General features: G+C 70.4%; 26 protein-coding genes. 23 read left to right on the top strand and 3 right to left on the bottom strand.

The genetic code is table 11. From position 1 onward, the window contains the following. Positions 1-63 precede the first annotated feature (63 nt). Positions 64-882, bottom strand: coding sequence for an alpha/beta hydrolase (locus tag AC3A6X_RS13200; protein WP_487842593.1), 819 nt, complete (start codon positions 880-882; stop codon positions 64-66). 153 nt (positions 883-1,035) lie between these two features. Here AC3A6X_RS13200 and AC3A6X_RS13195 point away from each other — a divergent pair, with 153 nt between their 5' ends. From AC3A6X_RS13195 to AC3A6X_RS13170, 6 genes are all read left to right on the top strand, one after another. Next, positions 1,036-1,725, top strand: a complete 690-nt coding sequence (locus AC3A6X_RS13195) for a hypothetical protein (RefSeq protein ID WP_487842592.1) — start codon at positions 1,036-1,038, stop codon at positions 1,723-1,725. A gap of 108 nt (positions 1,726-1,833) precedes the next feature. After that, positions 1,834-2,853, top strand: coding sequence for a Bug family tripartite tricarboxylate transporter substrate binding protein (locus AC3A6X_RS13190; protein ID WP_487842591.1), 1,020 nt, complete (start codon positions 1,834-1,836; stop codon positions 2,851-2,853). Positions 2,854-3,002: 149 nt separating this feature from the next. Next, positions 3,003-3,962 (top strand): tripartite tricarboxylate transporter substrate binding protein, encoded by a 960-nt coding sequence (locus AC3A6X_RS13185; protein WP_487842590.1) that lies wholly within the window; start codon positions 3,003-3,005, stop codon positions 3,960-3,962. Between the two features lie 2 nt (positions 3,963-3,964). Then, entirely contained in the window at positions 3,965-4,840 is an 876-nt protein-coding gene (locus tag AC3A6X_RS13180) for an isocitrate lyase/PEP mutase family protein (protein ID WP_487842589.1), read from the top strand. Continuing rightward, positions 4,833-5,645 (top strand): amidohydrolase family protein, encoded by an 813-nt coding sequence (locus AC3A6X_RS13175; RefSeq protein ID WP_487842588.1) that lies wholly within the window; start codon positions 4,833-4,835, stop codon positions 5,643-5,645. The genes AC3A6X_RS13180 and AC3A6X_RS13175 overlap by 8 nt, the downstream gene beginning before the upstream one ends. Before the next feature lie 47 nt (positions 5,646-5,692). Then, the gene (locus tag AC3A6X_RS13170) at positions 5,693-6,682 is read left to right on the top strand and encodes a tripartite tricarboxylate transporter substrate binding protein (RefSeq protein ID WP_487842587.1); all 990 of its coding nucleotides are present in this window, start codon (positions 5,693-5,695) and stop codon (positions 6,680-6,682) included. Here the strand turns inward: AC3A6X_RS13170 and AC3A6X_RS13165 are convergent. Continuing rightward, entirely contained in the window at positions 6,670-7,560 is an 891-nt protein-coding gene (locus AC3A6X_RS13165; protein ID WP_487842586.1) for a LysR family transcriptional regulator, read from the bottom strand. The two genes, AC3A6X_RS13170 and AC3A6X_RS13165, sit on opposite strands and share 13 nt — an antisense overlap. Further along, positions 7,560-9,107: an FAD-dependent oxidoreductase gene (locus tag AC3A6X_RS13160; RefSeq protein ID WP_487842585.1), complete on the bottom strand. Its 1,548-nt coding sequence runs from the start codon at positions 9,105-9,107 to the stop codon at positions 7,560-7,562. Before AC3A6X_RS13160 ends, AC3A6X_RS13165 begins: the two co-directional genes overlap by 1 nt. A 21-nt stretch (positions 9,108-9,128) precedes the next feature. Between AC3A6X_RS13160 and AC3A6X_RS13155 the strand changes: the two genes are divergently transcribed. The 17 genes from AC3A6X_RS13155 to AC3A6X_RS13075 all read left to right on the top strand — a co-directional run bounded on the left by AC3A6X_RS13155 (position 9,129) and on the right by AC3A6X_RS13075 (position 26,844). Then, positions 9,129-9,752, top strand: coding sequence for a DsbA family protein (locus AC3A6X_RS13155; RefSeq protein ID WP_487842584.1), 624 nt, complete (start codon positions 9,129-9,131; stop codon positions 9,750-9,752). A 31-nt stretch (positions 9,753-9,783) separates the two neighbouring features. Further along, positions 9,784-10,659: a diaminopimelate epimerase gene (dapF, locus tag AC3A6X_RS13150; RefSeq protein ID WP_487842583.1), complete on the top strand. Its 876-nt coding sequence runs from the start codon at positions 9,784-9,786 to the stop codon at positions 10,657-10,659. Positions 10,660-10,666: 7 nt separating this feature from the next. Beyond that, entirely contained in the window at positions 10,667-11,356 is a 690-nt protein-coding gene (locus tag AC3A6X_RS13145; protein WP_106558551.1) for a DUF484 family protein, read from the top strand. Further along, positions 11,353-11,970, top strand: coding sequence for a YdcF family protein (locus tag AC3A6X_RS13140; RefSeq protein ID WP_487842582.1), 618 nt, complete (start codon positions 11,353-11,355; stop codon positions 11,968-11,970). The genes AC3A6X_RS13145 and AC3A6X_RS13140 overlap by 4 nt, the downstream gene beginning before the upstream one ends. Next, positions 11,954-12,949 carry a tyrosine recombinase XerC gene (locus AC3A6X_RS13135; protein ID WP_487842581.1) on the top strand — a complete coding sequence of 332 codons (996 nt, stop codon included), beginning with the start codon at positions 11,954-11,956 and terminating at the stop codon, positions 12,947-12,949. Before AC3A6X_RS13140 ends, AC3A6X_RS13135 begins: the two co-directional genes overlap by 17 nt. Beyond that, the gene (locus AC3A6X_RS13130; RefSeq protein ID WP_487842580.1) at positions 12,946-14,148 is read left to right on the top strand and encodes a class I SAM-dependent rRNA methyltransferase; all 1,203 of its coding nucleotides are present in this window, start codon (positions 12,946-12,948) and stop codon (positions 14,146-14,148) included. Before AC3A6X_RS13135 ends, AC3A6X_RS13130 begins: the two co-directional genes overlap by 4 nt. A 100-nt stretch (positions 14,149-14,248) precedes the next feature. After that, positions 14,249-15,295 (top strand): CobW family GTP-binding protein, encoded by a 1,047-nt coding sequence (locus AC3A6X_RS13125; protein ID WP_487842579.1) that lies wholly within the window; start codon positions 14,249-14,251, stop codon positions 15,293-15,295. Between the two features lie 238 nt (positions 15,296-15,533). Beyond that, positions 15,534-16,460 carry an RNA polymerase-binding protein DksA gene (gene dksA, locus AC3A6X_RS13120; protein ID WP_487842578.1) on the top strand — a complete coding sequence of 309 codons (927 nt, stop codon included), beginning with the start codon at positions 15,534-15,536 and terminating at the stop codon, positions 16,458-16,460. 32 nt (positions 16,461-16,492) lie between these two features. Continuing rightward, positions 16,493-18,082 (top strand): STAS domain-containing protein, encoded by a 1,590-nt coding sequence (locus AC3A6X_RS13115; RefSeq protein WP_487842577.1) that lies wholly within the window; start codon positions 16,493-16,495, stop codon positions 18,080-18,082. Positions 18,083-18,221: 139 nt separating this feature from the next. After that, positions 18,222-18,767, top strand: coding sequence for an ATP-dependent protease subunit HslV (gene hslV, locus AC3A6X_RS13110; RefSeq protein WP_309970890.1), 546 nt, complete (start codon positions 18,222-18,224; stop codon positions 18,765-18,767). Positions 18,768-18,784: 17 nt separating this feature from the next. Next, the gene (gene hslU, locus AC3A6X_RS13105; protein WP_487842576.1) at positions 18,785-20,107 is read left to right on the top strand and encodes an ATP-dependent protease ATPase subunit HslU; all 1,323 of its coding nucleotides are present in this window, start codon (positions 18,785-18,787) and stop codon (positions 20,105-20,107) included. A gap of 260 nt (positions 20,108-20,367) precedes the next feature. After that, positions 20,368-20,796, top strand: coding sequence for a division/cell wall cluster transcriptional repressor MraZ (gene mraZ / locus AC3A6X_RS13100; RefSeq protein ID WP_068683908.1), 429 nt, complete (start codon positions 20,368-20,370; stop codon positions 20,794-20,796). Positions 20,797-20,804: 8 nt separating this feature from the next. Beyond that, complete coding sequence (gene rsmH / locus AC3A6X_RS13095) at positions 20,805-21,728, top strand: 16S rRNA (cytosine(1402)-N(4))-methyltransferase RsmH (protein WP_487842575.1); 924 nt, start codon at positions 20,805-20,807, stop codon at positions 21,726-21,728. Between the two features lie 2 nt (positions 21,729-21,730). After that, positions 21,731-22,087, top strand: a complete 357-nt coding sequence (gene ftsL / locus AC3A6X_RS13090) for a cell division protein FtsL (protein WP_487842574.1) — start codon at positions 21,731-21,733, stop codon at positions 22,085-22,087. Between the two features lie 55 nt (positions 22,088-22,142). Continuing rightward, a complete protein-coding gene (locus AC3A6X_RS13085) occupies positions 22,143-23,897 on the top strand; it encodes a peptidoglycan D,D-transpeptidase FtsI family protein (RefSeq protein ID WP_487842573.1) in 1,755 nt (584 codons plus the stop codon). Further along, entirely contained in the window at positions 23,897-25,399 is a 1,503-nt protein-coding gene (locus AC3A6X_RS13080) for a UDP-N-acetylmuramoyl-L-alanyl-D-glutamate--2,6-diaminopimelate ligase (RefSeq protein WP_487842572.1), read from the top strand. Before AC3A6X_RS13085 ends, AC3A6X_RS13080 begins: the two co-directional genes overlap by 1 nt. Next, a complete protein-coding gene (locus AC3A6X_RS13075) occupies positions 25,396-26,844 on the top strand; it encodes a UDP-N-acetylmuramoyl-tripeptide--D-alanyl-D-alanine ligase (protein WP_487842571.1) in 1,449 nt (482 codons plus the stop codon). Before AC3A6X_RS13080 ends, AC3A6X_RS13075 begins: the two co-directional genes overlap by 4 nt. Positions 26,845-26,849 lie beyond the last annotated feature (5 nt).

Raw genomic sequence — 26,849 nt, 5'->3', positions numbered from 1 at the left:
CCTCCCCCTCCGGGGGAGGGCAGGGGTGGGGGCACCGGGCCTCCGACGCGCACGCACCGCTTGCTAGCCGCCGTCGCTTCCGAACAGCCCCAGAACTTCCCCGAACAAGGAACTGCCCGGCGCTGAATGCGACTCCAGCAGGCTGAAGTGATCCGCCCCAGGCTCGATGTGCAGCGCAGAGCGATTGCCCGCGGCACTCCACGCCGCGTGGAAGTCCCGGCTCTGCGCCACGAAGGCCGGCGTTTCCTCGCCACCCACGGCCACCAGCGCCGGCGCCGCGCCAGCGCGCACGCGGTGCAGGGGCGAGCAGGCCTTGGCGCTGGCCGCGTCGAGCTGCAGCTTGTCGTTGAGCGTGGTCGCCACCAGCGGGGCCAGGTCGTAGATGCCGCTGAGCGCCGCCACACCTGCGATCGGCGTTGCGCCGGGCTGCTGCGCCAGCGCCAGCTCGACCGCGATGTGCGCACCCGCCGAATGGCCGGCGAGCACCAGTGCGCCGTCGCCACCGGCCCGCAAGCGGATCGCCGGCACGCACGCCCGTGCCGCCTCGACAAGGGCGGCCACCGAGACCTCCGGGCACAGCGGGTAGTTGACCAGCGCGACGTGAATGCCGGCCCGCGCATAGGCGGGCGCGATGAAGCGGAAGTCCGACTTGTCCCGCGACTGCCAATAGCCGGCGTGAAAGTAGGCCAGCGTGCCGCGCGGCCTGCCGCGCGCCGGGAAGAAGTCGAAGGTCTGGCGCGCGTGCGGGCCGTAGGGCAGGTCGAGCGCGCAGTCGACGGCGGCCGCGGCGGCGCGGCTGCGGGTCTCGTAGTCGGCGAGCAGGGCCGGGAAGCCGGGGCGCGCCTGCCCTTGCACGTACTGGTACTGGGGGTCGTCGTTCATGCTCTTGCTTTCGGCCGTTTGGAGCGGTGGTTCATTCTTCCAGATGGCAGCGCCCGCGCGCGCCGGCGCAGGAGGCCCCCTCCTACATGGCCGCGCGCCGGTGCGCACCCATACTTCGGAACCCCATTTCTCGCGGAAGCCACTCGATTGAAAGTGAAAGCCTCACCCGGAGCCAGCAGCTGGATCGTCGCCGGAGTGCGGCACGAGCTGCTCACGCGCGCCTTGCCGGCGCTGCGGCATGACATGGCCGCGCCGCTGTCGGTGATCCGCATGAGCCTGCTGCTGCTCAAGCACCGCGCGGCCGCGGCGTCGGCCGACGAGGGCCTCTCGGAGGAGCCGCTCGAATCGATCTCCGAGCAGGTCGATGCCCTGGCCGATGGCGTGCGCTCCCTGCGCGACTGGGAGCTGGCCGCGAGCGACGACGGCATCACCCGCAGCGCCCTGGTGCAGCGCTGTTCCTCGCTGATGCGCGCGGCCTTCGAGCTCCATGGCATCGGGCTGCACGTGGACGAGGACCTGGTCGCCGGCACGCCCGACGAGCCGCGCTTCCCCGAGGGCGCGGCCCTGCGCTACATGGTGCTGGGCGCGCTGGGCTACCTGCATGACACCACCGAACGGCTCGGCGCCCTGCGCATCGAGGCCGACGGCCCCGAGGGCCTGCGCTTCGTTGCGACCCATGGCGACGCCGCCCTGGCCGATTCGATGCCGCCGATGGCGGGCGCCCTGCGCGCCCCGCGCAAGCTGGCCATCGATGCCGTGGCGCTGCAGGCGCTCGCCGATGGGCTGGGCTATGCAGTGGCGGTCGAAGGCGAGGCGGTACGGCTCTCGCTGCGCTCCGCCTGATGAAGCGGGCCGGCCCGCCGGGCCGGTGAGGCATTTGGTTGTCTTGCGCTGCAGCAAAGGTTTGCGTAACTTCCAGTTACCAATCTTTGCAACATTCCCGATTTCGCCATGATCACCAAACGCCGCTTGCTCCAGAGCGTCGCCGCCTCGCTGTGCGGCACCGCCGCGTGGGCCCAGCAGACCCCCGCGCCCGCAACGCGCACCGCGCGTGCCGGTGCCGCGCCGGGCACCTGGCCGACCCAACCCGTACGCGTGCTGGTCGGCTTTCCGGCCGGCGCCTCGCCCGACCTGGCGGCGCGGGCCATCGCTGAGCCCCTCGCCAAACGCCTGGGCCAGCCGGTGGTGGTGGAGAACAAGCCCGGCGCCAGCGGCAACGTCGCGGCCGGCCTGGTGGCGAAGGCGCAGGACGAGCACACCATCGGCGCCCTGATCAACGGCAACCTCACGATCGCCAAGCTGCTCAACCCGGCCACGCCCTTCGACCCCGAGACGGACTTCGCGCCCGTGGGCCTGATCGGCACCGCGCCGCTGGTGCTGGCGACCTCCGGCGACGCCGTCGGCAAGACGCCGACCGAGCTGCTGCTGTGGGCGCGAAACCTCGGCGACAAGGGCAAGTACGGCACGCCCGGCGTGGGCACGGTTGGGCACCTGGGCATGGAACTGCTCAAGAGCCGCACCAGCATCGCGCCCCAGCACGTGCCCTTCAACGGCAACCCGCAGGTGATCGAGGCGATGCTCGCCGGCAAGGTCCAGCTCGCGCTGCTGCCGCCCGGCCTCGCCAAGCCGCACGTGGCCTCGGGCAAGTTCAAGGCCATCGGCGTCACCTCGCCGCTGCGCAGCCCGCTCTTCAGCGAACTGCCGACGCTGCGCGAGGCCAGCGTGCGCGGCGCCGACCTGGAGATCTGGACGGCCCTCGCGGCCCCGGCCAGCCTGCCCAAGGCTGCGGTGATGAAGCTCAATGCCGCGATGAGCGAGGTGCTGAACGCCCCCGAGGTCCAGGCCCAGCTGCTGAAGGCGGGCTGGCAAAGCCAGGCGGGCACGCCGCAGGCGCTCGCCTACCGCATGCGCACCGACACCTCGCAGCTCGGCGGGGTGATCCTGATGCGCGGCATCCGCTCCGAGACTTAGCGCTCCCAGCGTCCGGCGGCGGCGTGGCCATAAGCCGCGCTTATGCAAAATCAACGGGCAACGGCGTTCCGTCGGGAGCGATGCGTCTCGATACTTGGGCCAGCCCCCGTTCGAGGGGACCCATCAGACCCACCCCCGGAGACATCGCCGTGCATCTTTCCTCCAGCCTCGTGCTGCTCGCCGCCCTGGCCGGCGCGACCGCCACCGCATCTGCGCAGACCTGGCCCACCAAGCCGATCCGCCTGGTCGTGCCCTTCGCGGCCGGCGGCGCCAACGACCTGATGGCGCGTGCTGCCGCCGAGGGGGCCTCCAAGGCCCTCGGGCAGCCCATCGTGGTCGACAACAAGCCGGGTGCCGGCGCCACGCTGGGCGCTGACATCGTCGCCAAGAGCGCGCCCGACGGCTATACCTTCCTGGTGAGCGCGGCCGGCGTGATCTCCAACAGCATGATCAAGAAGAGCCTGCCCTACAAAGACAGCGACCTGGTGCCGGTGAACATGATCGGCCTTGCGCCCTCGGTGATCCTGGTGCCGGCCGATGCGCCGTACAAGGACCTGAAGGAATTCATCGCCGCGTCGAAGACCGGCGCCGGCTTCCACTGGGCCACCGCCGGCACCGGCAGCACCCCGCATTTCGTGGAGGGCATGCTGGAGACGAAGTACGGCGCCAAGCTCGACGTGGTGCCCTACAAGAGCGGCTCCGAATCGATCACCGCGGTGCTCGGCAAGCAGGTCGAGGCCACGTCCGAGGCCAGCATCGTCGCGCTGCCCTATCTCAAGAGCGGCAAGCTGAAGGCGCTGGCCAACACCTGGACCACGCGCATCTCGGCCTATCCCGAGCTGCCCACGGCGACGGAGCAGGGCTTCCCGGACGTGCGCATCGCCCACTGGGCCGGCGTGCATGCGCCGCACGGCACGCCCGAGCCGGTGCTCGACAAGATGAGCGCCGCCATCGACGCGGCCATCAAGACGCCGGCCGTCGCCGAGAAGCTCAAGGGGCTGGGCATCGAGCCGATCGGCGGCACGCGCGCCTCCTTTGTGCAGTTCGTCGATGCCGAGCGCGCGCGCCTGGGCGCGGTCGTCAAGGCCACCGGCATGAAGGACGAGTGAGCATGAACACCACAGCCTTCCATCCCGGCACGCTGCTGCGGCAGAAGGTCGAAGCCCGGCGCGGGCTGCTGGTGCCGGGCGCGGCCAATGCGCTGGCTGCGCGCGTGATCGAGCAACTGGGCTTCGAGGCCGTCTACCTGAGCGGCGCCGGCCTGACCAACACCTTCTACGGCATCCCCGACCTGGGCTTCGTCCACCTGGGCGATCTGGCCCAGCACACGGCGGCGCTGCGCGATGCCGTGAAGCTGCCCCTCATCGTCGACGCCGACACCGGCTTCGGCAATGCGCTCAACGTGCAGCACACGGTGCGCACCCTGGAGCGCGCCGGCGCCAACGCGATCCAGCTGGAAGACCAGGTGAGCCCCAAGAAGTGCGGGCACTTCGAAGGCAAAGGCGTGGTCGCGCAAAGCGAGATGGTGGGCAAGGTCAAGGCGGCCGTCGACGCCCGCGGGCATGCCGACTTCCTCGTGATCGCGCGCACCGACGCCGCCGCGGTCGAAGGCCTCGATGCCGCGCTCGCCCGCGCCGCGGCCTACGCCGAGGCCGGGGCCGACATCACCTTCGTCGAGGCGCCCGAGTCGCTGGAGGCGCTGCGCCGCATCCCGCGCGAGCTGGCTTGCCCGCAGCTGGTCAACGTGGTGATCGGCGGCAAGACGCCGACGGTGGACGCGGCCGAGCTCGGCGCCATGGGCTTCGGCCTCGTGCTCTATGCCAACGCCGCGCTGCAGGGCGCGGTGCGCGGCATGACGCTGGCGCTGCAGGCCCTGCGCGACGGCGGCCGGCTCGAGGAGGCGAGCGGCCTGGTCGCGACCTTCGCCGAGCGCCAGGCGCTGGTGCGCAAGAAGGAATTCGATGCACTGGAGCAGCGCTATGCCTGAGGCGATCACCGCGATCGACAGCCATGCCCACGTGTTCCGGCGCGGCCTGCCGCTGGCCCCGGTACACCGCCACGCGCCGGACTTCGACGCGCTGCTGCCCGACTACTTTGCACTGCTCGACGCGCATGCGGTCTCGCATGGGGTGCTGGTGCAGCCGAGCTTCCTGGGCACCGACAACAGCTTTCTCCTTGATGCGCTGCGCGCCAGCCCGCAGCGGCTGCGCGGGGTGGTGATCATCGAGCCGACGCTGGACGAGGCCGCGCTGGCGGACTTGGACCGCCAAGGCGTGCGCGGCATCCGGCTCAACCTCGTGGGCCTGCCCATCCCCGACTTCGCGCGCACCGAGTGGCAGCGCCTGTTCGAGCGCGTGCGCGCCCTCGACTGGCATGTGGAACTGCATCGCGAATCGCGCGACCTGCCGGTGGCCGGCCAGCCTCTGCTGGACGCCGGCTGCAAGCTGGTCGTGGATCACTTCGGCCGCCCCGGACCGGTGCCCGGCGACGACGAAGGCTTCGCCTGGCTGCTGCGAAGCGCCGCGACCGGGCGCGTGTGGGTCAAGCTCGCCGCCGCTTACCGCAGCTGGCCTGATTCACGCGGCAACGCAGCCTGCGCCGCGGCCCGGGCCCTGCTGCAGGCGCTGGGTGCGGACCGCCTCCTGTGGGGCAGCGACTGGCCGCACACGCAGCACCGGCATCTGGCCGATTTCGCTTCCACCCGGGCGGTGCTGGCCGACTGGGTGCCCGATGCCGGGGTGCGCCGCCGCATCCTGGTGGACACGCCGGCGGCGCTGTTCCGCTTCGACTGAGCTTTCAAGACAAGAGGCGCCTGCCTGGGCGCCCGAAGGAGACAACGATGTTCCATTCCACGCGCCTCGCGCGCGCCACCTCTCGCGTCCTTGCTGCCGCCGCCGGGCTGCTGCTCGCAGCCGCCGCCGCGCAGGCGCAGTCCTGGCCGGCCAAGCCGGTGCGGCTGGTCGTGACCTATCCGCCCGGCGGCACCGTCGACGCGGTGGCGCGCATCATCGGCCCCAAGCTCTCGGCGCGCCTGGGGCAGCCGGTCGTGATCGACAACCGCGGTGGCGCGGGCGGTGCGATCGGCGGCGAACTGGTCGCCAAGAGCCCGGCCGACGGCTACACCGTGATGCTGGACGCCTCCAACCATGCGCAGAACCCGGCGCTGCGCAGCAAGATGCCCTTCGACACGCTGCGCGACTTCGCGCCGGTGTCCCTGCTGGTCAAGGTGCCCAACATCCTGGTGGTGCATCCCGGCGCGCCGATCCAGAGCGTGAAGGACCTGATCGCGCAGGCAAAGGCGCGGCCGGGCGAGATCAACTACGCCTCCTCCGGCAACGGCTCCTCGCCGCACCTGGCCGCCGAGCTCTTCGATTCGATGGCGAAGACGCGCATGACGCACGTGGCCTACAAGGGCGGCGGCCCCGCGCTCACGGATGTGATGGCGGGGCAGGTGCCGGTGTTCTTCGCCAGCCTGGGCTCGGGCATGCCCTACATCCAGGGCGGCAAGCTGCGCCCGCTCGCGATCGGCGGCCGGACGCGCTCGCCGGCGCTGCCCGAGGTGCCGACCATCGCGGAGTCGGGCCTGCCGGGCTACGAGATGTACGAGTGGAACGCGATCTTCGTGCCGGCTGCCACGCCGCCCGCGGTGGTCGAGCGGCTGTCGAAGGAGATCGTCGCGACGCTGAAGGACGCGGAAGTGCGGCAGCGGCTGGAAGCGCTGGGTGCCGAAGTGATCGCCAGCGGCCCGGCCGAGCTCGACGCCTTCCGCCGCGCGGAGCTTGCGAAGTGGAGCCGGCTCGCGAAGGAGAACAAGCTTCAGCTCGACTGAAGCGACAGCTTGCCGGCGAAGGCGTCGGCAAAGGTCGGACGCGAGCGCGCCAGCCACATCGCCGCCAGCTCGAAGGCCGGCAGGTCGGCGCCGTCGCGCACCTCGGCATAGCGCACGCCTTCGTGGCGCAGCGCACGCACCGAGCGCGGCAGCAGCGACCAGCCCAGCCCGGCGGCCACGCAGGCCAGCACGGTGAGCGTGCGGTTCGCGTCCTGCACCACCTGCACCTGATGCCCCGCGCGCCGGATCGCGCCCAGCAGCTGGCTGCGCAGGGCGGGGATCTGCTGCTCCGGAAACCACACCAGCCCGTGCTGCGCGATCTCGGCCAGGGAGACGCAGCCGTCTTCCGCCACCTCGTGGGCGGCCGGCAGCGCCGCCACCATCGGCTCCTCGCCCAGCCGCAGCTCATGGACATGGACATCGATGGAGACCGGCGGGTGGAAGAGCGCGACATCGATGCGCCCGCCCGCCAGCGCGTCGACCTGCTCGGCATTGCTCATCTCGCGCAGCACCACCTCCAGCTGCGGATGCTCGGCGCGCAGCAGGCGCAGCGCGCGCGGCAGCACCTCGTAGATGGCATGGGTCACGAAGCCCACGGTCAGCCTGCCCGCGCGGCCCGCGGCGATGGCCCGCGCCCGATCGGCCGCGGCGTCGCCATGGGCCAGGCTGGCGCGCACGTCGTCCACGATCGCGAGGCCGGCCTCGGTCAGCGTGGCGCCGCGCCGCGTGCGGGTGAACAGGGGCGTGCCGATTTCGCGCTCCAGCCGGTTCAGCGTCTGCGTGAGGGCCGGCTGCGCGAGGCCCAGCCGCTCGGCCGCGCGCGTGAGGCTGCCGGCCTCGCTGATCGCGAGGATGCAGCGCATCTGGCGGGTGTCCATCAGGGCCTTTCGCGCCGGTCCGCCGGAACGTACCAGCGCGTGGCGGCCAGCTCGGGCTCGTCATGCGCCTGCAGCCGCGCCCAGTGGCGGTCGGCATCTTCCACGAACAGGTCGCGCGCGATCGCCTGGGCCAGGCGGGTGGCGCCGATCGCGAGGCCGGGGATGTCGCCCGCCAGCGCGCCGTGGCTCATGGTGGCGCCCCAGTTGAAGAGGCGCATGCGCGAGAGCGCGATGGCCGCTTCCGGCGCTCCGGGCGCATGCGCGCGCAGCTCGAAGCCCGCACCCAGATAGGGAAAGCGCGCCGGCTCGGGATAGCGCCGCACCTCCTCGGGGGGCACATGGCGGGCCCAGGTGTCGACCAGCGGCGTGTAGCGCGCGATTTCCGGCCGGTCGAGCAGGTCGACGTCGAAGCCGGTGCCGAAGATCACCGCATCGAAGCGCTCGCTGCCGCCGTCGGGCAGGGCGACCGTCACGCCGTCCTCGTCGGGCGCCACGTCCAGCCAGGGCGTGCCCAGGCGCAGCGTGAAGGCTTCGTGCGCGTCGCAGCGGCGCACGCTCTCCCAGGGCGGCGGCACCTGCTCGTCGAAGATGTAGGTGTAGACGCGCCACTTGCGCGGATCGTCCAGCCCCTCGAACCCGCGCAGGAAGCCATGGCTGGAGGCGGCCTTGCTCTTGTTGACCTGCGGCAGCTGCGGCCGGCGCGCGAACAGCTGCACCTGGGCGGCGCCGGCCTCCAGCGCGCAGCCGGCGTTGTCGAAGGCCGAGGCGCCGGCGCCCAGCACGCCGATGCGCTTGCCTTCGAGGGCGGAAAAGTCGATCGGATCGGCGGAATGGAACACCCGGCCGGTGGCCAGCGGGTCGTCGCGCCGCAGCGCCGGGAAGTCGGGCCAACGCGGCGCGCCGCTGCCGTCACGGCCCAGCGCCAGCACCAGCTGGCGGGCGCGCACGGTCTCGCGCCGGCCAGCCGGGCCCTCGAGCTCGATCGTGAGCAGGCGGCCGCCTTCGTCGTGCGCGACCGAGCGCAGGCTCACGCCGTTGTCCACCGCCAGGCCGGCGGTGTCGCGCACCCACAGCAGGTAGTCGCGCCAGTCGATGCGGCCGATCTTGTGCAGCGCCTGCCAGCCCTCGTCGCCATGCTGCGCTTCGTACCAGGCGCGGAAGGAGAGCGAAGGCACGCCCAGCTCCGGCCCGCCGACCTGCTTGGGGCTGCGCAGCGTCAGCATGCGCGCATAGGTGCCCCAGGGGCCTTCCTCGCCGCGCGCGGCGCGGTCGATCACGCGGATGTTGGTGAGGCCCTCGCGGCGCAGGGCGAAGGCGGCGGTCTGGCCGCACATGCCGGCGCCAGCCACCAGCACGTCGAGCACCGGTTGCGCGGCGGTGGCGGATTCGGCCGGGAGCATCCAGGCGGGCGGCGGGAGGTTGATGCGTTCGAGATCGGCGCGCGCCTGGATCGCGAGGGCATCGAGCGCCGCCGCGTCGCGCGGGCTGGTCGTGAACTGCGGGGGCACCGGCGGCAGCGCGGCCGAAGGGAGTTCGTCGTCAGGCATGGCCTGAAGATAATCCAGAAGATGATCGCCCTCGACTGCTACTACAGCCTCTCCTCGCCCTGGGCCTACCTCGGCGGCCCGCAATTGCAGGACATCGTGCGGCGCCACCACGTGCGCCTCACGCTCAAGCCCTACGACTTCCAGGCGGTGGTGCCGCAGACCGGCGGCATTCCGCTGAAGACCCGGCCGCAGGCGCGCCGGAGCTACCACGCGCTCGAGCTCGCCCGCTGGCGGGAGTACCTGGGCATGCCGCTGGTGCTGGAGCCGGCGCACTACCCCAAGGGCAAACCGTCCGATCCGGACTGGAACAAGTACGCCGGCTGGATGGTGATCGCCGCCCAGCTGCAGGGGCTGGACGCGCAGCCACTCTCGCACGCGCTGCTTCGTGCGCTGTGGGCCGAGGAGCGCGACACCTCGAAGGCCGAGGTGCGCATCGCTGTGGCTGACGAGAACGGCTACGACGGCGCGGCGCTGCAGGCGCTGGAGCAGGGCGCCGAGACGCAGGCCACCTACCGCGCCAATAGCGCCGAGGCGGTGGACATGGGCGTGTTCGGCGCGCCGACCTACATCCTCGACGGCGAGCGCTTCTGGGGGCAGGACCGGCTGGTCTTCCTGGATCGGGCGCTCGACCGGCTGCGCGGCTGATCGGAAGCCCGGCGCGGCTGATAATCCCCCGATGCGAATCCGCTTCACCAAGATGCAGGGCGCCGGCAACGACTTCGTCGTGCTGGACGAGACCCGCGGCGCGCTGGGCCTCGACGCGGCGCAGTATCGCTTCCTGGCCGACCGCCATTTCGGCGTCGGCGCCGACCAGATCCTCAGCGTGCGGCCCGCGCCGGCCGAGGGCGTCGACTTCCAGTACGTGATCCACAACGCCGACGGCGGCGAGGTCGAGCAATGCGGCAACGGCGCGCGCTGCTTCATGCGCTTCGTGCGCGAGCAGGGCCTGACCGACAAGGACCAGGTGCGGGTGCAGACGCTGTCGGGCGTGATCGAGCCGAGGATGGGCGACGACGGCCGCGTGACGGTGGACATGGGCGCCCCCATCTTCGAGCCGCAGCGCGTGCCCTTCGACACCGCCGGGCTCGACCCGCAGCACGACAACGGCTGGCACACCTGGCATCTCACCCTGGGCACGCACGCCGACAGCGCCAAGGTGTCGCTGGCGGTGCTCTCGATGGGCAATCCGCACGCGGTGCAGATCGTGCCCGATGTCGACACCGCGCCGGTGGCCAAGCAGGGCCCGGCGATCGAGCACCATCCGCGCTTTCCGCAGCGCGTCAATGCCGGCTTCATGCAGATCGTCGACCGCGGCCACGTGCGCCTGCGTGTGTTCGAGCGCGGTGCCGGCGAGACCCTGGCCTGTGGCACCGGCGCCTGCGCCGCGGTGGTGGCGGGCATCCGGCTCGGGCGGCTCGATGCGCGCGTCGACGTGCAGACTCACGGCGGGTTGCTGACCATCGAGTGGGCCGGCGACGGCGCCCCGGTGCTGATGACCGGCCCCGCCGTCACCGTGTTCGAAGGCGAGATCGAGGTCCCCGATGCCCGATGAAAGCGCCATGAAATCCAATCACAAAGACGCCATGAACCCCATCACCGAAGACGACATCGCCAACTACCTCTCGAACACGCCCGACTTCTTCGAACGCCATGCGCAGCTGCTGGCGCAGGTGCAGCTCACCAGCCCGCACGGCAACCGCGCCGTCAGCCTGCAGGAGCGCCAGGCCGAGATGCTGCGCGAGAAGATCAAGGCGCTGGAGCATCGGGTGATGGACATGGTGCGCCACGGCACCGAGAACGTGGTCACGGCCGACCGCCTGCAGCGCTGGACGCGAGGCCTCTTGACCATGCGCGATCCGCGGGCGCTGCCCACGCGCATCGCGGGCGACCTGCAGACGCTCTTCGTGGTGCCGCAGGTCACGATCAAGGTCTGGGACTGCGACAGCAGCTACCTCCACGAGCCCTACGCGCAGCAGGTGAGCGAGGACATGAAGGCGCTGGCCACCTCGCTGACCGCGCCTTACTGCGGCCTCAACGCCGGCTTCGAGGTCGCCAGCTGGCTGGCCGAGCCGCAGGCGGCGGTGTCGATCGCGCTGATCCCGCTGCGGCCCGAGCCCGAGGCGCCGGCCTTCGGCCTGCTGGTGCTGGCATCGCCCGATGCGCATCGCTTCAACGCGGAAATGGGCACCGACTTCCTGGAGCGCATCGCCGAGCTGGCCTCGGCGGCACTCTCACGGCTGCGCGCTTGATCGCGCGGCTGCGGCGCGCGCTGCCGGGTGCGCTGCTGGTGCTGCTGCTGGGCTATGCCGCGATTCACGGCACGATCTGGCTGCATGCGCGCGAGCGGCTCGCGCATCCGCCCGGGCAGGCGGCCGATGTCGCGCTGGTGCTCGGCAATCGCGCGTACCGCGACGGCCGGCCCAACCCCTGCCTCACTGGGCGCGTCGATGCCGCCGTCGCGCTGGCGCGTGCGGGGCTGGTGCGCCAGCTCGTGTTCTCGGGCGGGGTCGACAGGGAAGACGGACGCATCGAGGCCGAGGTGATGCAGCAGCACGCCCGTGCCGTGGGCTACGCGGGCCCGCTGCTGCTGGAGCCGGTGTCGCAGTCCACGCGGGAGAACCTGTCGATGTCGCGGCCGCTGCTCGAAGCCGCGGGCGTAAAGCGTGTGATCGTGATCTCCGAGCCGTATCACCTGTGGCGCGTCGAGCGGCTGGCGCGGGCCACAGGTTTCGACCGCCGTTTCGAGGTGCAGTACGCCGCAGCGCCCACCACCTGCTGGCAGCGCTGGGGCATGGCCTTCCGGGGCGCGTTGCGCGAGCCGCTGGCCATCGTGAACAATGCCGTCAATGGATACCTCCACTGAATCGCCGCTCGTCGAGCGATACCTCGAGCATGTGCGGGTCGAGCGCCGATTGGCGGAGCGCAGCGTCGAGCTCTATGCGATCCATCTGAAGACGCTGGTCGAGAAGGCGCAGGCCGCGGGGCTGGCGCTGGACCAGGTGCAGACCGCGCATGTGCGCCGCTGGATGGCGCAATTGCACAGCGCGGGCCGCGAGTCGCGCGGCATTGCGCTGGTGCTCTCCTGCTGGCGCGGCTTCTACCGCTGGCTGGGCCACGAGGGGCGGATCGGTTCGAACCCGGTGCAGGACGTCCACGCGCCCAAGGCCGGGCGGCCGCTGCCCAAGGCGCTGGCGGTCGACGAGGCGGTGCAGCTCGCCGAGCTGCACGACGACGAGGCCGACCCCTGGACCGAGGCGCGCGACCGCGCCATCGTGGAGCTGCTCTACGGCTGCGGCCTGCGGGTCAGCGAGCTGACGGGCCTGGACCTGCGCGCGAGCAACACGGCGCGCGGCTGGGTGGACCTCGATGCGCGGGAGGCCAGCGTGCTCGGCAAGGGCAGCAAGCGGCGCGCCGTGCCGGTAGGCACCAAGGCGGCCGAGGCGCTGGCAGCCTGGATCGCACGGCGCGAGGACTGCGCGGCGCTGCCGGCCGCGCAGCTGCGCGATCCGGCCGGCGCCGCGGCGCTGTTCATCGGCCGCACCGGCGTGCGCATGTCCTCCCAGGCGGTCTGGCGCCAGCTGCGCCAGCGCAGCCTGAAGGCCGGCCTGGCCGCGCCGGTGCATCCGCACATGCTGCGCCATTCCTTCGCCAGCCATGTGCTGCAGTCCAGCAGCGACCTGCGCGCCGTGCAGGAATTGCTGGGCCACGCCAGCATCTCGACCACGCAGATCTACACGCGCCTGGACTTCCAGCACCTGGCCAAGGCCTACGATGCGGCGCATCCCCGGGCCAAGGCTCGCGAGGAAGCCGCCTCCAAGATCGTCAGGAACAAGAGCAAATGAAAGTCCTGCGGCTTCGCCCCGGCAAGGAGCGCTCGCTCCTTCGCCGCCATCCCTGGGTCTTCGAATCGGCCATCGCCAAGGGCGGCGGCGACGCCGGCGAGACGGTGCGCATCGAGGCTGAAGACGGCCGCTTCTTGGCCTGGGCGGCTTTCAGCCCGCATTCGAAGATCCGCGCGCGGGCCTGGAGCTTCGACGAGCAGCAGCGCATCGACGCGGCCTTCATGGCATCGCGGGTGTCGAGCGCGGTGGCGGCGCGGGAGCGCTTCGAGCTGCCGAGCGACGGCGTACGCCTGGTCCATGGCGAGGCCGACGGCCTGCCGGGGCTGATCGTCGACCGTTACGGCGACACGCTCGTGGCGCAGTTCCTGTCGGCCGGCGCCGAGCGCTGGAAGCCCGCGCTGGCCGATGCGCTGCTGGCCGCGACCGGCCTCGCGAAACTCTACGAGCGCTCCGATGCGAGCGGCCGCGAGCGCGAGGGCCTGCCGCCCGTGGCCGGCTGGCTGCGCGGCAGCGGGCCGACCGAGCTCGCGATCCGCGAGCACGACTGGCAGCTCACGCTGGACATCGCCACCGGGCACAAGACCGGCTTCTACCTCGACCAGCGCAACAGCCGCCGCCGCTTCGCCGAGCTGGCGCGGCACCGGCGCTTCCGGCGCGTGCTCAACTGCTTCTGCTACACGGGCGGCTTCACGGTGGCGGCGCTGGCCGGGCTGAAGGCGGCGGATGCGTTGGAGGGGGCGGAGCTGCTGTCCATCGATTCCTCGTTGCCGGCGCTGGAGCGCGCGCGCGCCCATGTGGCCCTCAATGGCTTCGCAGGGGCCCGCACGGAGTTCCTCGATGCCGACGTCAACGCCAGTCTGCGCCGCTTTCTCGACGAAGGCCGCAGCTTCGACGCGATCGTGCTCGACCCGCCCAAGTTCGCGCCCACCGTCGCCCACGCCGAGCGCGCGGCGCGGGCCTACAAGGACCTCAACCGCCTGGCCCTGAAGCTGCTCGAGCCGGGCGGCGTGCTGCTGACCTTCTCCTGCTCGGGCGGCATCGGCGCCGACCTGTTCCACAAGATCGTGGCCTCGGCCGGCATCGACGCCGGCGTGGACGGCTACATCAGCGAGCGCCTGGGCGCGGCGCCGGACCACCCGATGACGATCGAGTTCCCGGAGGGCGAGTACTTGAAAGGCCTGGTGGTGGTGCGCAAATAGGCCGCTCAGGCTCTCGAGGCCTTTTGCCCCTGCCGGAACGTGGCCTGGGGCGCGTGGCTAAACTTCCCGCCTTCCCCCTGTCCCCATTCCCGGAGCATCCATGGCCCTGATTCCCGCCACCATCCTCACCGGCTTCCTCGGCTCCGGCAAGACCACCCTGCTCAAGCGCATCCTGAGCGAGGCGCACGGGCAGAAGATCGCCGTGATCGAGAACGAGTTCGGCGAGGAGAACATCGACAACGACATCCTGGTCACCGAGTCCAAGGAGCAGATCGTGCAGATGAGCAACGGCTGCATCTGCTGCACCATCCGCGAGGACCTGCGCGAGGCCCTCCAGTTGCTGGCCGCCAAGAAGCGCAAGGGGCTGCTCGACTTCGACCGCGTGGTGATCGAGACCACCGGCCTGGCCGACCCGGGCCCGGTGGCCCAGACCTTCTTCATGGACGACGAGATCGCCGAGAGCTACCTGCTCGACTCGATCCTCACGCTGGTGGACGCCAAGCATGCGCCGCAGCAGCTCGACGACCGCCAGGAGGCACGCCGCCAGGTGGGCTTTGCCGACCAGATCTTCATCAGCAAGAGCGACTTGGTGGCGGCCGAGGAGACCGAGGCGCTGATCCACCGCCTCAAGCACATGAACCCGCGCGCGCCGCAGCAGAAGGTGCATTTCGGCGACGTGCCGCTGAAGGACGTGTTCGACCTGCGCGGATTCAACCTCAACGCCAAGCTGGACATCGACCCGGACTTCCTGAAGGAGGAAGAGGAGCACGACCACGACCATGCGCACGGCGAGGATTGCGACCACCCCTCGCACAAGCACGAGGGCCAGGGTCACCACCATCGCCACGACGACGACGTCAAGAGCTTCGTCTTCCGCGCCGACCGGCCCTTCGACCCGGCCCGCCTGGAGGACTTCCTGGGCGCCATCGTCAACATCTACGGCCCGCGCATGCTGCGCTACAAGGGCGTGCTGCACATGCAGGGCACCGAGCGCAAGGTGATCTTCCAGGGCGTGCACCAGCTGATGGGCAGCGACCTCGGCCCGGCCTGGGGCCCCGACGAGAAGCGCAACAGCCGCATGGTGTTCATCGGCATCGACCTGCCGCGAGAGATCCTGGAGCAGGGCCTGGAGCAGTGCCTCCTCTGAGGCCCCGTTCGCCCTGAGCCCGCCCGGGCGCCGGCGGCCGGGGCAGGGAACACCCGGTACCGGCGCGCGCTCCCATCCCTTCGAGTTCTCTATACAATCGCGCGCCTGTTCCGGACGCCAGGCACCGTCCTTCCCGGGACGATGTGTGACTTTCGGCATAGAGCTGCGCACGTTTTCGGCCCGCTTTCGGGGGTATAACCCCTGGGCGCGTACCAGTTCGTCGAAGGAGCCAGTCACCGTGAAGAAACCAGTCGCCAAGGCAACGCCCGTGTCCCAACCCGCCCTCAAGAAGACGGCGGTTGCCAAGCAGGCTGCGCCCGCCGCGAAGAAGGTTTCCGCGTCCACGCCCGCGAGGCCTGCCGCGCCGCCGAAGCCCCCTGCTGAGAGCAAGGCCAAGGCGGCGGGTGCAGGCGCTTCTCCATCAACCAAGGCGGCCGGCACCCACGCCGCCGCACCTGCTACATCGATCCCCGTTAAAAAGGCGCCCACGGCCTCCACCACTGCGGCGAAAACTGCCATGACCACTCCGACCGACTCCACCAGCAACCCACCCTCCAGCGCACCCGCTCCCGCACGCGGGGGGCGCGTCACGCGGTTGTCGCAACTGACCGTGCCTTCCATGCCGCAATCGGTGGCCTCCACCGCGGCCAAGTCCAGCTTCGTGCAGGTCGCGGACACGGCGCTGGTGCCGCCGCCGCCCATCGCCGTCAAGAAAGACCCCAAGCTGGCGAACAACTGGAAGACCAAGTCGGCCGAGGAGCTCAGCGACGCCGAGGTGATCGCGATGCCCGACTCGGAGTACATGAACGACAAGCAGATGGCCTTCTTCCGCCTCAAGCTGCAGGCGTTGAAGCGCGGCATCCTCGATAACGCCGGCGAGACCACCGAGCATCTGCGCGAGGACACCGTGGTGGTGCCCGACCCGGCCGACCGCGCCACCATCGAGGAAGAGCACGCGCTGGAGCTGCGCACCCGCGACCGCGAGCGCAAGCTGCTCAAGAAGATCGAGCAGTCGATCCAGCGCATCGACAACGGTGACTACGGCTACTGCGACGAGACCGGCGAGCCCATCGGCGTCGGCCGCCTGCTGGCCCGCCCGACCGCCACGCTGTCGCTCGAAGCGCAGCAGCGCCGCGAGCTCAAGCAGAAGATGTACGGCGACTGAGCGCCGCACGGGATCGAAGGGAGTTGCCGCGCATGGCCAAGGAAGATACCGGGCGCCTGCTGTCCAAGGTGGCGAAGTTCGTTCGCAATCCCCTCAAGGATTGGTCCGAGCTCGACGCCGAGGAGTCCTCGCAGCTCGAGAACGGCTACAGCCGCGAGATGCTCAAGGAAATGATCGAGCGGCGGCAGCGCAACGACTTCGTGCGCCGCCGCGAGTTCGACATGCTGCGCAAGCTGCGCCAGCGCGAGGCAGCCGGCGGGCGCGACCCGGCGGCCACGCCGTCCTCCTTCAACATCAGCAGCACCTCCGGCAAGACCGAAGGCCGCGCGCTCACGCTCAAGAAGATCGCCGAGATCGAAGAGCAGATGTCGCAGCAGTGGTGGAAGAACCGCGGCGCCGGCGGCGAGGCCGCCGACGATGGCAAGGCGGGCCCCGGCGGCGACATGGCGGCCCAGCACGCGCGCGCCTATGCCGACACCGTGCCGGGCGTGCCGCCGCCTCAGGGCGCCGCCGGCCCGGCCGCCGTGCCCTCCGTCTCCGACGGCTGCATCGAGGAGGCCGCGATCCGCTTCGCCCACGGCGACGATGCCGGCACCGAGGCCATCCTGCTGCAGGCGCTGGCGCCTGAAGCTTCGGGCGCCGACCACGACGACACCTGGCGCGCCCTGTTCGACTTCTACCGTGCCATTGGCGACAACGAGAAATTCTCGGCCACCGCGGTGCGCTACGCGCAGCGCACCAAGCGGGCCTCGCCCGAATGGATCTCGCTGCGCGCGGTGGCGCGCCATGCCCAGGTCGTGGCGGCGGCCACCCCCGCGCCGGAACCGCCGCCGGCCGGCGGCGCCGACTGGGCCAGCCCGCCGGTGCTCAAGCGCGAAAACCTGCTCGCCCTGACGCGCGCCCTGGCCGCGGCCGGCCCCTCCTGGAAGCTGGACTGGAGCGCCATCGACGCCATCGAAGCCGATGCCGCCGGCCCGCTGCGCGCGCTGTTCAACCACTGGGCCGACTCGCCGGTGCAACTGCGATTCGCCGGCGCCGACCGGCTGCTGATCGTGCTCACCGAGGCCACCCCGGTCAACGAACGCCGGGTCGATGCCGCCTGGTGGCAGCTGCACATGGCGGCCCTGCGCGTCATGCACCGGGCCGACGAGTTCGAGCTGCTGGCGCTCAACTACTGCATCACCTACGAGGTCTCGCCGCCGCCCTGGGAAGACCCCAAAGGCGACTTCGGCGAGCTCGAGCCGCCGCCGGCGACGCCCCGGCCGTCGGTGTCGTCCGGATTCTCGGTCTCGGGCCACGACGACGAGCTGATAGGCGCCGACGCCGCACCGACGGCCGCCGCGGCGGGCCACGGCTCGCTGGCGGGGGAGCTCACGGGCGAGTCGCTCGCGACCTGGGAGCGCCTCGATGCCGAGCTGGCCGATGCGCAGGGCCTGAGCATTTCCTGCGCCGCGCTGGTGCGCATCGATTTCCAGGCGGCCGGCTCGCTGCTGAACTGGGTCACCGCCCGCGATGCGCGCGGCCAGCGCGTCGCCTTCGTCGATGCACACCGCCTCATTGCGGCCTTCTTCGGCGTGATCGGGATCGCGGACCACGCCGAAGTGGGCGTCCGGGCGAACTGAGCCTGCCGGCAGCGCGGGCCCGTCCCGCGCCGTGCGTTGGCATTCCAGCCGAAGAGGTCGCCACAACGCGCTATTCTGTCTGCGCCCTGCTTTCCGCTTTCCGGCTTGCATTCGTGCGGGCCATCGCCATATTGCTTCGATGGAACAATTTCACGGAACCACGATCATCAGCGTGCGCCGCAAGTCCCCGAACGGCGACCAGGTCGCGATCGGCGGCGACGGCCAGGTCACGCTGGGCAACATCGTCATCAAGGGCAGCGCGCGCAAGGTGCGCCGGCTCTACCAGGGCAAGGTGCTCGCCGGTTTCGCCGGCGCCACGGCCGACGCCTTCACCCTCTTCGAGCGCTTCGAGGGCAAGCTCGAGAAGCACCAGGGCCACCTGGCGCGCGCCGCCATCGAGTTGACCAAGGATTGGCGCACCGACCGCGTGCTGCGCCGCCTGGAGGCGATGCTGGCCGTGGCCGACGCCCACAGCTCGCTGATCATCACCGGCAACGGCGACGTGCTGGAGCCCGAGAACGGCATCATCGCGATCGGCTCCGGCGGCGCCTACGCCCAGGCCGCGGCCAAGGCCCTGCTCGACCACACCGAGCTGAGCGCCGCCGACATCGTGAAGAGGTCGCTCGAGATCGCGGGCGAGCTCTGCATCTACACCAACATGCATCACACCATCGAAACCCTGTGAGCCCAGTGAGTAGCCCCATGCCCATGACCCCACAGGAAATCGTCTCCGAACTCGACAACCACATCGTCGGCCAGCCCGACGCCAAGCGCGCCGTGGCCATTGCGCTGCGCAACCGCTGGCGCCGCCAGCAGGTCGACGAAAAGCTGCGCGCCGAGATCACGCCCAAGAACATCCTCATGATCGGCCCCACCGGCGTCGGCAAGACCGAGATCGCGCGCCGGCTCGCGCGCCTGGCCGACGCGCCCTTCATCAAGGTCGAGGCCACCAAGTTCACCGAGGTGGGCTACGTGGGCAAGGACGTGGACTCCATCGTCCGCGACCTGGCCGAGATCGCCGTCAAGCAGACGCGCGAGAGCGAGAGCGCCAAGGTGCGCATGCGCGCCGAGGACGGCGCCGAGGAGCGCATCCTCGACGTGCTGCTGCCCCCGGCCCGCACGGCCGACGGCGCGAGCGCCGACAGCAGCAATGCCACCCGCCAGGCCTTCCGCAAGAAGCTGCGCGAACACCAACTCGACGACAAGGAAATCGATATCGAGCTGGCCGAGCAGCGCGCGCCGCTCGAGATCATGGGCCCCGCCGGCATGGAGGACATGACCGAGCAGCTGCGCGGCATGTTCGGCCAGCTGACCCAGGGCCGGCGCAAGACGCGCAAGCTCAAGATCGGCGAGGCCATGCGCCTCCTGGTCGACGAGGAGGCCGCCAAGCTGCTCAACGAGGACGAGATCCGCACCCAGGCGATCAACAACGCCGAGCAGAACGGCATCGTCTTCATCGACGAGATCGACAAGGTCGCGACCCGCAGCGAGACCCAGGGCGCCGACGTCTCGCGCCAGGGCGTGCAGCGCGACCTGCTGCCGCTGGTCGAGGGCACGGCGGTGAGCACCAAGTACGGCGTGGTGCGCACCGACCACATCCTCTTCATCGCCAGCGGCGCCTTCCACCTGAGCAAGCCCAGCGACCTGATCCCGGAGTTGCAGGGCCGCTTTCCGATCCGCGTCGAGCTGCAATCGCTGTCGATCGCGGACTTCGAGAGCATCCTGACCCAGACCCGGGCCTCGCTGGTCAAGCAGTACCAGGCGCTGCTGGCGACCGAAGGCGTGACGCTGGAATTCGCGGCCGACGGCATCACCCGGCTGGCCAGCATCGCCTACGAGGTCAACGAGCGCACCGAGAACATCGGCGCCCGGCGCCTCTCGACCGTGATGGAGCGGCTGCTCGACGAGGTGAGCTTCGACGCCGCCAGACTGGAAGGCCAGACGGTGCACATCGACGCCGCCTACGTGGACGCACGCCTTTCGGCACTAAGTCACGACGAAGACCTTTCCCGATTCATCCTCTGATCGGGCTTTTGCACTGGGACGGTTCACGCAACACATTCATTGCGTGAGCTAAGTGCTTCATTTGCAACGGAATTCGGTGTTTTCGAGACTTCAAAAACACCGCTAAGTCGTTGATTCCATTACAAAAAATAGCCGCGGCGCCCGGTTGCGGGGTAGGTGTTTCCTGCTACAGTGCAAAAAAGTGCAGTTAAGTGGGAAAAAGTGTCCGTTCGTGCCTCGTCGAGGTGCGCGGCGCCTTCCAAACCAGGGGTTACGCGGTCGTGTTTCAAGGGGCTTCATCGCTCAGTCTGGATGCCAAGGGGCGGCTTTCCGTGCCGACCCGGCATCGTGACGTCCTGAGCGCGACCGCCGCCGGCCAGCTCACGATCACCAAGCACCCCCACGGCTGCCTGATGGTGTTCCCGCGTCCGGAGTGGGAGAAATTCCGCGAGCGCATCGCGGCGCTCCCGATGTCGGCACAGTGGTGGAAGCGCGTCTTCCTGGGCAATGCGATGGACGTGGACATGGACGGCACCGGTCGCGTGCTGATCTCCCCCGAGCTGCGTGCGGCCGCCGGCATCACGCGCGACGCGCTGTTGCTCGGCATGGGCAACCACTTCGAGCTCTGGGACAAGGCCACCTACGACGCCAAGGAGGCCGAGGCCACCCAGGGCGAGATGCCCGATGTGTTCCAGGACTTCTCGTTCTGAGGCCGCCCGTGCAAGCGCCATGGAGCCATACGACCGTGCTGTTGAAGGAGGCGGTGGACGCCCTCCTTCCCGGCACCGCGCCAGGACCCGGCACCTACGTCGATGCCACCTTCGGGCGCGGCGGTCACTCCCGGGCCATCCTGGAAAGACTGTCCGAGGCCGGCCGGCTGATCGCGTTCGACAAGGACGCGGAAGCGGTGGCCGAGGCAGCGCGCATCGAGGATGCGCGTTTTTCCATCCGGCACCAGAGCTTCGACCGTCTGGGGGAACTGCCGCCGCGCAGCGTCGCCGGCGTGCTGATGGATCTTGGCGTGAGCTCCCCACAGATCGACAACCCCGTACGGGGTTTTTCTTTTCGTTTCGACGGCCCGCTCGACATGCGCATGGACACCACGCGCGGCCAGAGCGTGGCCGAGTGGCTGGCAACGGCCGAAATACAGCAGATGGCGGAGGTGATTCGTGACTATGGCGAGGAACGGTTTGCTGTTCAGATTGCAAAGGCGATTGCAGCTCGCCGACAGGAACGGGGCCCAATTTCAACCACCGCCGAGCTGGCCGAGCTCGTGGCTGGCACGGTCAAAACCCGCGAGCCGGGCCAGAACCCTGCAACGCGCACATTTCAGGCTCTTCGGATTTTCATCAACGCCGAGCTTGAAGAGCTGCAACAGGCGCTAGAAGCGAGTCTTTCCGTGCTGCAACCCCAGGGCCGGCTCGCGGTGATCAGCTTCCATTCGCTGGAAGACCGCATCGTGAAGCAGTTCATCGCCAGGCATTCGCGCGAGGTCTACGACCGCCGCGCGCCCTTCGCCGCGCCGCGTGCGATGAAGCTGCGCGCCATCGGCCGCATCAAGCCGACGCGGGCCGAGGTGGATGCCAACCCCCGGGCGCGCAGCGCGATCCTGCGCGTGGCCGAACGCACCGGGGAGCTTTGACCGTGGTGCGCCTCAACCTCCTGTTGCTCCTCGCCGTGCTGGCCTCGGCGATCTACCTGGTGCACACGCAGTACCTGTCGCGCCAGCTCTTCACCGAGCTGCACCGCGTGCAGCAAGAGACGCGCAGGTTGGAGCTCGAGCGCGACCGGCTGGAGGTGGAGAAGCGCGCCCAGGCCACGCCGCTGCGGGTTGAGCGGCTGGCCAAGGAGCAGCTGAAGATGCGCACCACCACGCCGGCCATCACGCAGTACGTGCGCGCCGACGGCACGGTGATCCCGGCGATCGCGGCACCCGCGCCGGCGCCCGCAGCGCCTGGCGCCCGTCCTGCCGCGGCGCCGGCGCGGAGGAGTGCTCCATGAGCCGCAGGGCCGCTCCCAAGGCGAATAGCGCCGTAGCCGCAGGCGGAGGTATTCGATGAGCCGCAGCAGCCGCAGCGTCCAATACACCACCAGCCCGCTGCTGGCGAGCAAGACGCCCGTCTGGCGCAGCAAGTTCATCGTCGCCGGCATTGCGTTCGGCTTCCTGGTGCTGGCCGGCCGCGCGGCCTACGTGCAGGTGTTCGGCAACGCCTTCTTCCAGCGCCAGGGCGAGGTGCGCTTCGCCCGCACGCTGGAGCTGCCTGCCAATCGCGGCCGCATCCTGGACCGCAACGGCCTGCTGCTCGCCTCCAGCGTGGTGGCGCCCAGCATCTGGGCCATTCCCGAAGACATCGAGCGCGACGACCCCGAGGTCAAGGCCAAGCTGCGCCAGGTGGCAAAGCTGCTGGGCATGGCGCAGAAGGACTTCGACAAGAAGCTGGAGGACGAGGACAAGACCTTCGTCTGGATCCAGCGCCAGGTCGACGAGCCCATCGCCAAGCAGATCGCCGAGCTCAACATCAAGGGCCTCTACCAGCGCAAGGAATACAAGCGCCAATACCCCGAGGGCGAGGCGGCCGCGCACGTGGTGGGCTTCACCAACGTCGAGGACAAGGGCCAGGAAGGCATCGAGCTCGCCTTCAACAACGACCTGGCGGGCAAGGCCGGCTCCAAGCGCGTGATCAAGGACCGCCTCGGCCGCGTGGTCGAGGGCATCGGCGAGCAGGTGCCGCCGGTGGACGGCAAGGACATCCAGCTCTCCGTGGACAGCAAGGTGCAGTTCTTCGCCTACCAGAAGCTGCGCGACGCCGTCACCAGCAACAAGGCCAAGGCCGGCAGCGTGGTGGTGCTGGACGCCATCACCGGCGAGGTGCTGGCGCTGGCCAATTACCCGAGCTACGTGCCCGACAAGCGGCAGAACCTCACCGGCGAGCAGTTGCGCAACCGCGCGCTCACCGACACCTTCGAGCCGGGCTCGACCATGAAGCCCATCACGGTGGCGATGGCGCTGGAGGCCGGCCGCATCAAGCCGCAGACGCCGATCGACACCTCCCCGGGGCGCTTCAGCATCGGCGGCTTCACCATCAGCGACACCCACAACTACGGCCTGCTGACGGTGGAGGGCGTGATCCAGAAGTCCAGCAACGTGGGCGCGCTCAAGATCGCCCAGAAGATGACGCCGCACGAGATGTGGGACACCTACACCGCACTCGGCTACGGCCAGAAGCCGCAGCTCCAGTTCCCCGGCGCCGTGACCGGACGGCTGCGTCCGTGGAAGAGCTGGAAGCCGGTCGAGCAGGCCACCATGGCCTATGGCTACGGCCTGTCGGCCTCGCTGTTCCAGATGGCGCATTCCTACACCGCCTTCGCGCACGACGGCGCCATCATTCCCGCCACCATCCTCAAGAATCCCGACCCGGCGGTGGGCGTGAAGGTGTTCTCGTCACAGAACGCGCTGGCAGTGCGCAAGATGCTGCAGATGGCCGCGGGCCCCGGCGGCACCGGCCAGCGGGCGCAGACCATCGGCTATTCGGTGGGCGGCAAGTCGGGCACCGCGCACAAGCAGGTGGGCAGGGGCTACGCCAGCAACAAGTACCGCTCCTGGTTCACCGGCATGGCGCCGATCGAGAAGCCGCGCATCATCGTGGCCGTGATGATCGACGAGCCGAGCGCCGGCCAGTACTTCGGCGGCCTGGTGGCCGCGCCCGTGTTCAGCGAGGTGGTGCAGCAGACGCTGCGCATGATGAACGTGCCGCCGGACCTGGCAGTCAAACCGCTGGTCGTGACCAACGGCGTGGAGGAGAGCTTCTGATGCTGGCGCTCCACAACCCCCTCGAGGCCGCGGGCTGGCTGAAGTCCCGCGTGCGCGGCGTGCTGCATGCCGACAGCCGCCCGGTGAGTATTGGCGACGGCTTCGTCGCCTGGCCGGGCGCGGCCACCGACGGCCGGCGCCACGTCGCGGCTGCGCTGGCCCAGGGCGCGGCGGCCTGTCTTATCGAGGCGGAGGGCGCCGAGGCCTTCGGCTTCGACGAGGGTGATGAACGCATCGCCCGCTACGCCGGCCTGAAGGCCGCCACCGGACCGATCGCTGCGGCCTTCCACGAGGACCCGTCGGCGCGCCTGGACGTGCTCGCCGTCACCGGCACCAACGGCAAGACCTCCACCGCCTGGTGGCTGGCGCAGGCGCTGGCGGCGCACGACAGCACGCGGCCTTGCGCCGTGATGGGCACGCTCGGCGTCGGCGTGCCGCCCGATCTCACCTACACCGGCCTCACCACGCCTGACCCTGTGATGCTGCAGCGCGAGCTGCGCGCCTTCGCGCAGCGCGGCTTCGGCGCCTGCGCGATCGAGGCATCGTCGATCGGCATCGCCGAGCGCCGCCTCGACGGCACGCGCATCGCGGTCGCGGTGTTCACCAACTTCACCCAGGACCACCTGGACTACCACGGCAGCATGGATGCCTACTGGCAGGCCAAGGCCGAGCTGTTCCGCTGGCCGGGCCTGCGCGCCGCGGTGGTCAACATCGACGACGTGCACGGCGCCAGCCTGGTGGCCAATTTGGTCGAGCGCGGCGAGGGAGCTCCGGACATCTGGACCGTCTCCGCTGCCGGTGCGCCGGCCCGCCTCGCGGCGACGCAGATCGGCTACGACGCCCAGGGCCTGCAGTTCACCGTGGTGGAGCGGGGAGCCGCGCCCGAGCGGCTGTCGACGCAGTTGATCGGCCAGTACAACGTGGCCAACCTGCTCGGGGTGCTCGGCACCCTGCGCGCGCTGGGCCTCACGCTCACGCAGGCCGTGGCGGCCTGCGCGCGGCTGGACAGCGTGCCGGGCCGCATGGAGCGCGTGAGCCTGCCGGGCCGGCCGCTGGCCGTGGTCGACTACGCCCACACGCCCGATGCGCTGGACAAGGCGCTGGCCGGCCTGCGCCCGCTGGCGCGCCAGCGCGGCGGGCAGCTCTGGTGCATGTTCGGCTGCGGCGGCGACCGCGACCGCGCCAAGCGGCCGATGATGGCCGCGGTGGCCGAGAAGCAGGCCGACCGCGTGGTGCTGACCAGCGACAACCCGCGCAGCGAAAAGCCCGGCGCCATCATCAGCCAGATCCTGCTGGGGCTGGCGCGTCCCGAGGCGGCCCAGGTCGAGCCCGACCGCGCCGAGGCGATCCGCCAGACCCTGGCCCAGGCCGCGCCCGACGACGTCGTGCTGCTGGCGGGCCGCGGCCACGAGGCCTGGCAGGAGATTGCCGGCGAGCGCATCGCCTTCTCCGACCGGGCGCATGCCATCGATGCATTGACGCAAAGGAGGGGAGCAGCATGAGCGCCGAAGAAGCTCCCATGATGACGCTGCGCGAGGCACTGAGCTGGATTCCCGGCGCCCGCCTGGTCGGCGATCCTGACGTGGCCATCTCGCGCGTGCATACCGACACCCGCACCCTGGCGGCCGGCGACCTCTTCGTCGCGCTGAAGGGCGAGCGCTTCGACGCCAACGACTTCCTGGCCGACGCGCATTCGCGCGGCGCGGCCGCGGCCATCGCGCACCGCGGGCTGCAGGCCGCCGGCCTTCCGGGGCTGGAAGTGCCCGATACCCTCGCCGCGCTCGGCGCCCTGGCCGCGGGCTGGCGTTCCCAGTTCGACCTGCCGCTGGTCGCGGTCACCGGCAGCAACGGCAAGACGACCGTCACGCAGATGATCGCCTCCATCCTGCGGGCCGCAGGCGTGGACCGGGCGCTGGCCACCATCGGCAACCTCAACAACGAGATCGGCCTGCCGCTGACGCTGCTGCGCCTGCGCGAGCGCCACCAGCTGGCGGTGGTCGAGCTGGGCATGAACCATCCGGGCGAGATCGCGCGGCTGGCGGCGATCGCCCGCCCCACCATCGGTTTGGTCAACAACGCACAGCGCGAGCACCAGGAGTTCATGGCCACGGTCGAGGCAGTGGCACGCGAGAACGGCGCCGTGTTCGCCGCGCTGCCGGACAGCGGCACGGCCGTCTTCCCCTACGGCGACGCCTTTACCTCGCTGTGGAACGAGATGGCGCACGAGGGCGCGCCGCGGCGCTGCCTGAGCTTCGGCGAGCAGCCCAACGCCGACATTACGCTCGGTCGCGCCGAGTGGAAGCACGGCGCCTGGGAGTTCGAGGCGCGCACCCCGCTCGGCGAGATCCGCTCCACCGTGCGCATCGCCGGGCGCCACAACGTGGTGAACGCGCTGGCGGCCATCGCCTGCGCGCTGGCCTGCGGGGTGTCGGTCGAAAAGATCGCCGAAGGCCTCGCCGCTTTCGAGCCCGTCAAGGGGCGCTCGCGGGCGAGCGAGCTGCTGCTGGCGGACGGCCGCGCCATCACCGTGGTCGACGACAGCTACAACGCCAACCCCGATTCCGTGCGCGCCGCCGTCGACGTGCTCAGCGGCCTGCCGGGCCCGCGGCTGCTGGTGCTGGGCGACATGGGCGAGGTCGGCGACCGCGGCCCGCAATTCCATGCCGAGGTCGGCGCCTGGGCGGCCGAGCGCGGCATCGAATCGCTGTTCGCGCTGGGCGACGCATCGGTCCACGCTACCACCGCCTTCTCGCGCGCCGGCGGCGCAGAGGCGCGCCACTTCGGTGACATCGACGCGCTCGATGCCGCAGTGCTGGCGCAGCTGCCGCGCATCGCCAGCGTGCTGGTCAAGGGCTCGCGCTTCATGCGAATGGAGCGCGTGGTCCAGGCCATCGCCTCCGCTTCCGCGCAACAGGACAACAACAACAAAGAGGAGGGCCGGCCATGATCCAT

The organism is Variovorax sp. Soil_C_12 (assembly GCF_057657375.1).
The sequence above is the reverse complement of the archived record's forward strand: the minus strand, read 5'-3'. Positions and strand labels throughout refer to the sequence as shown.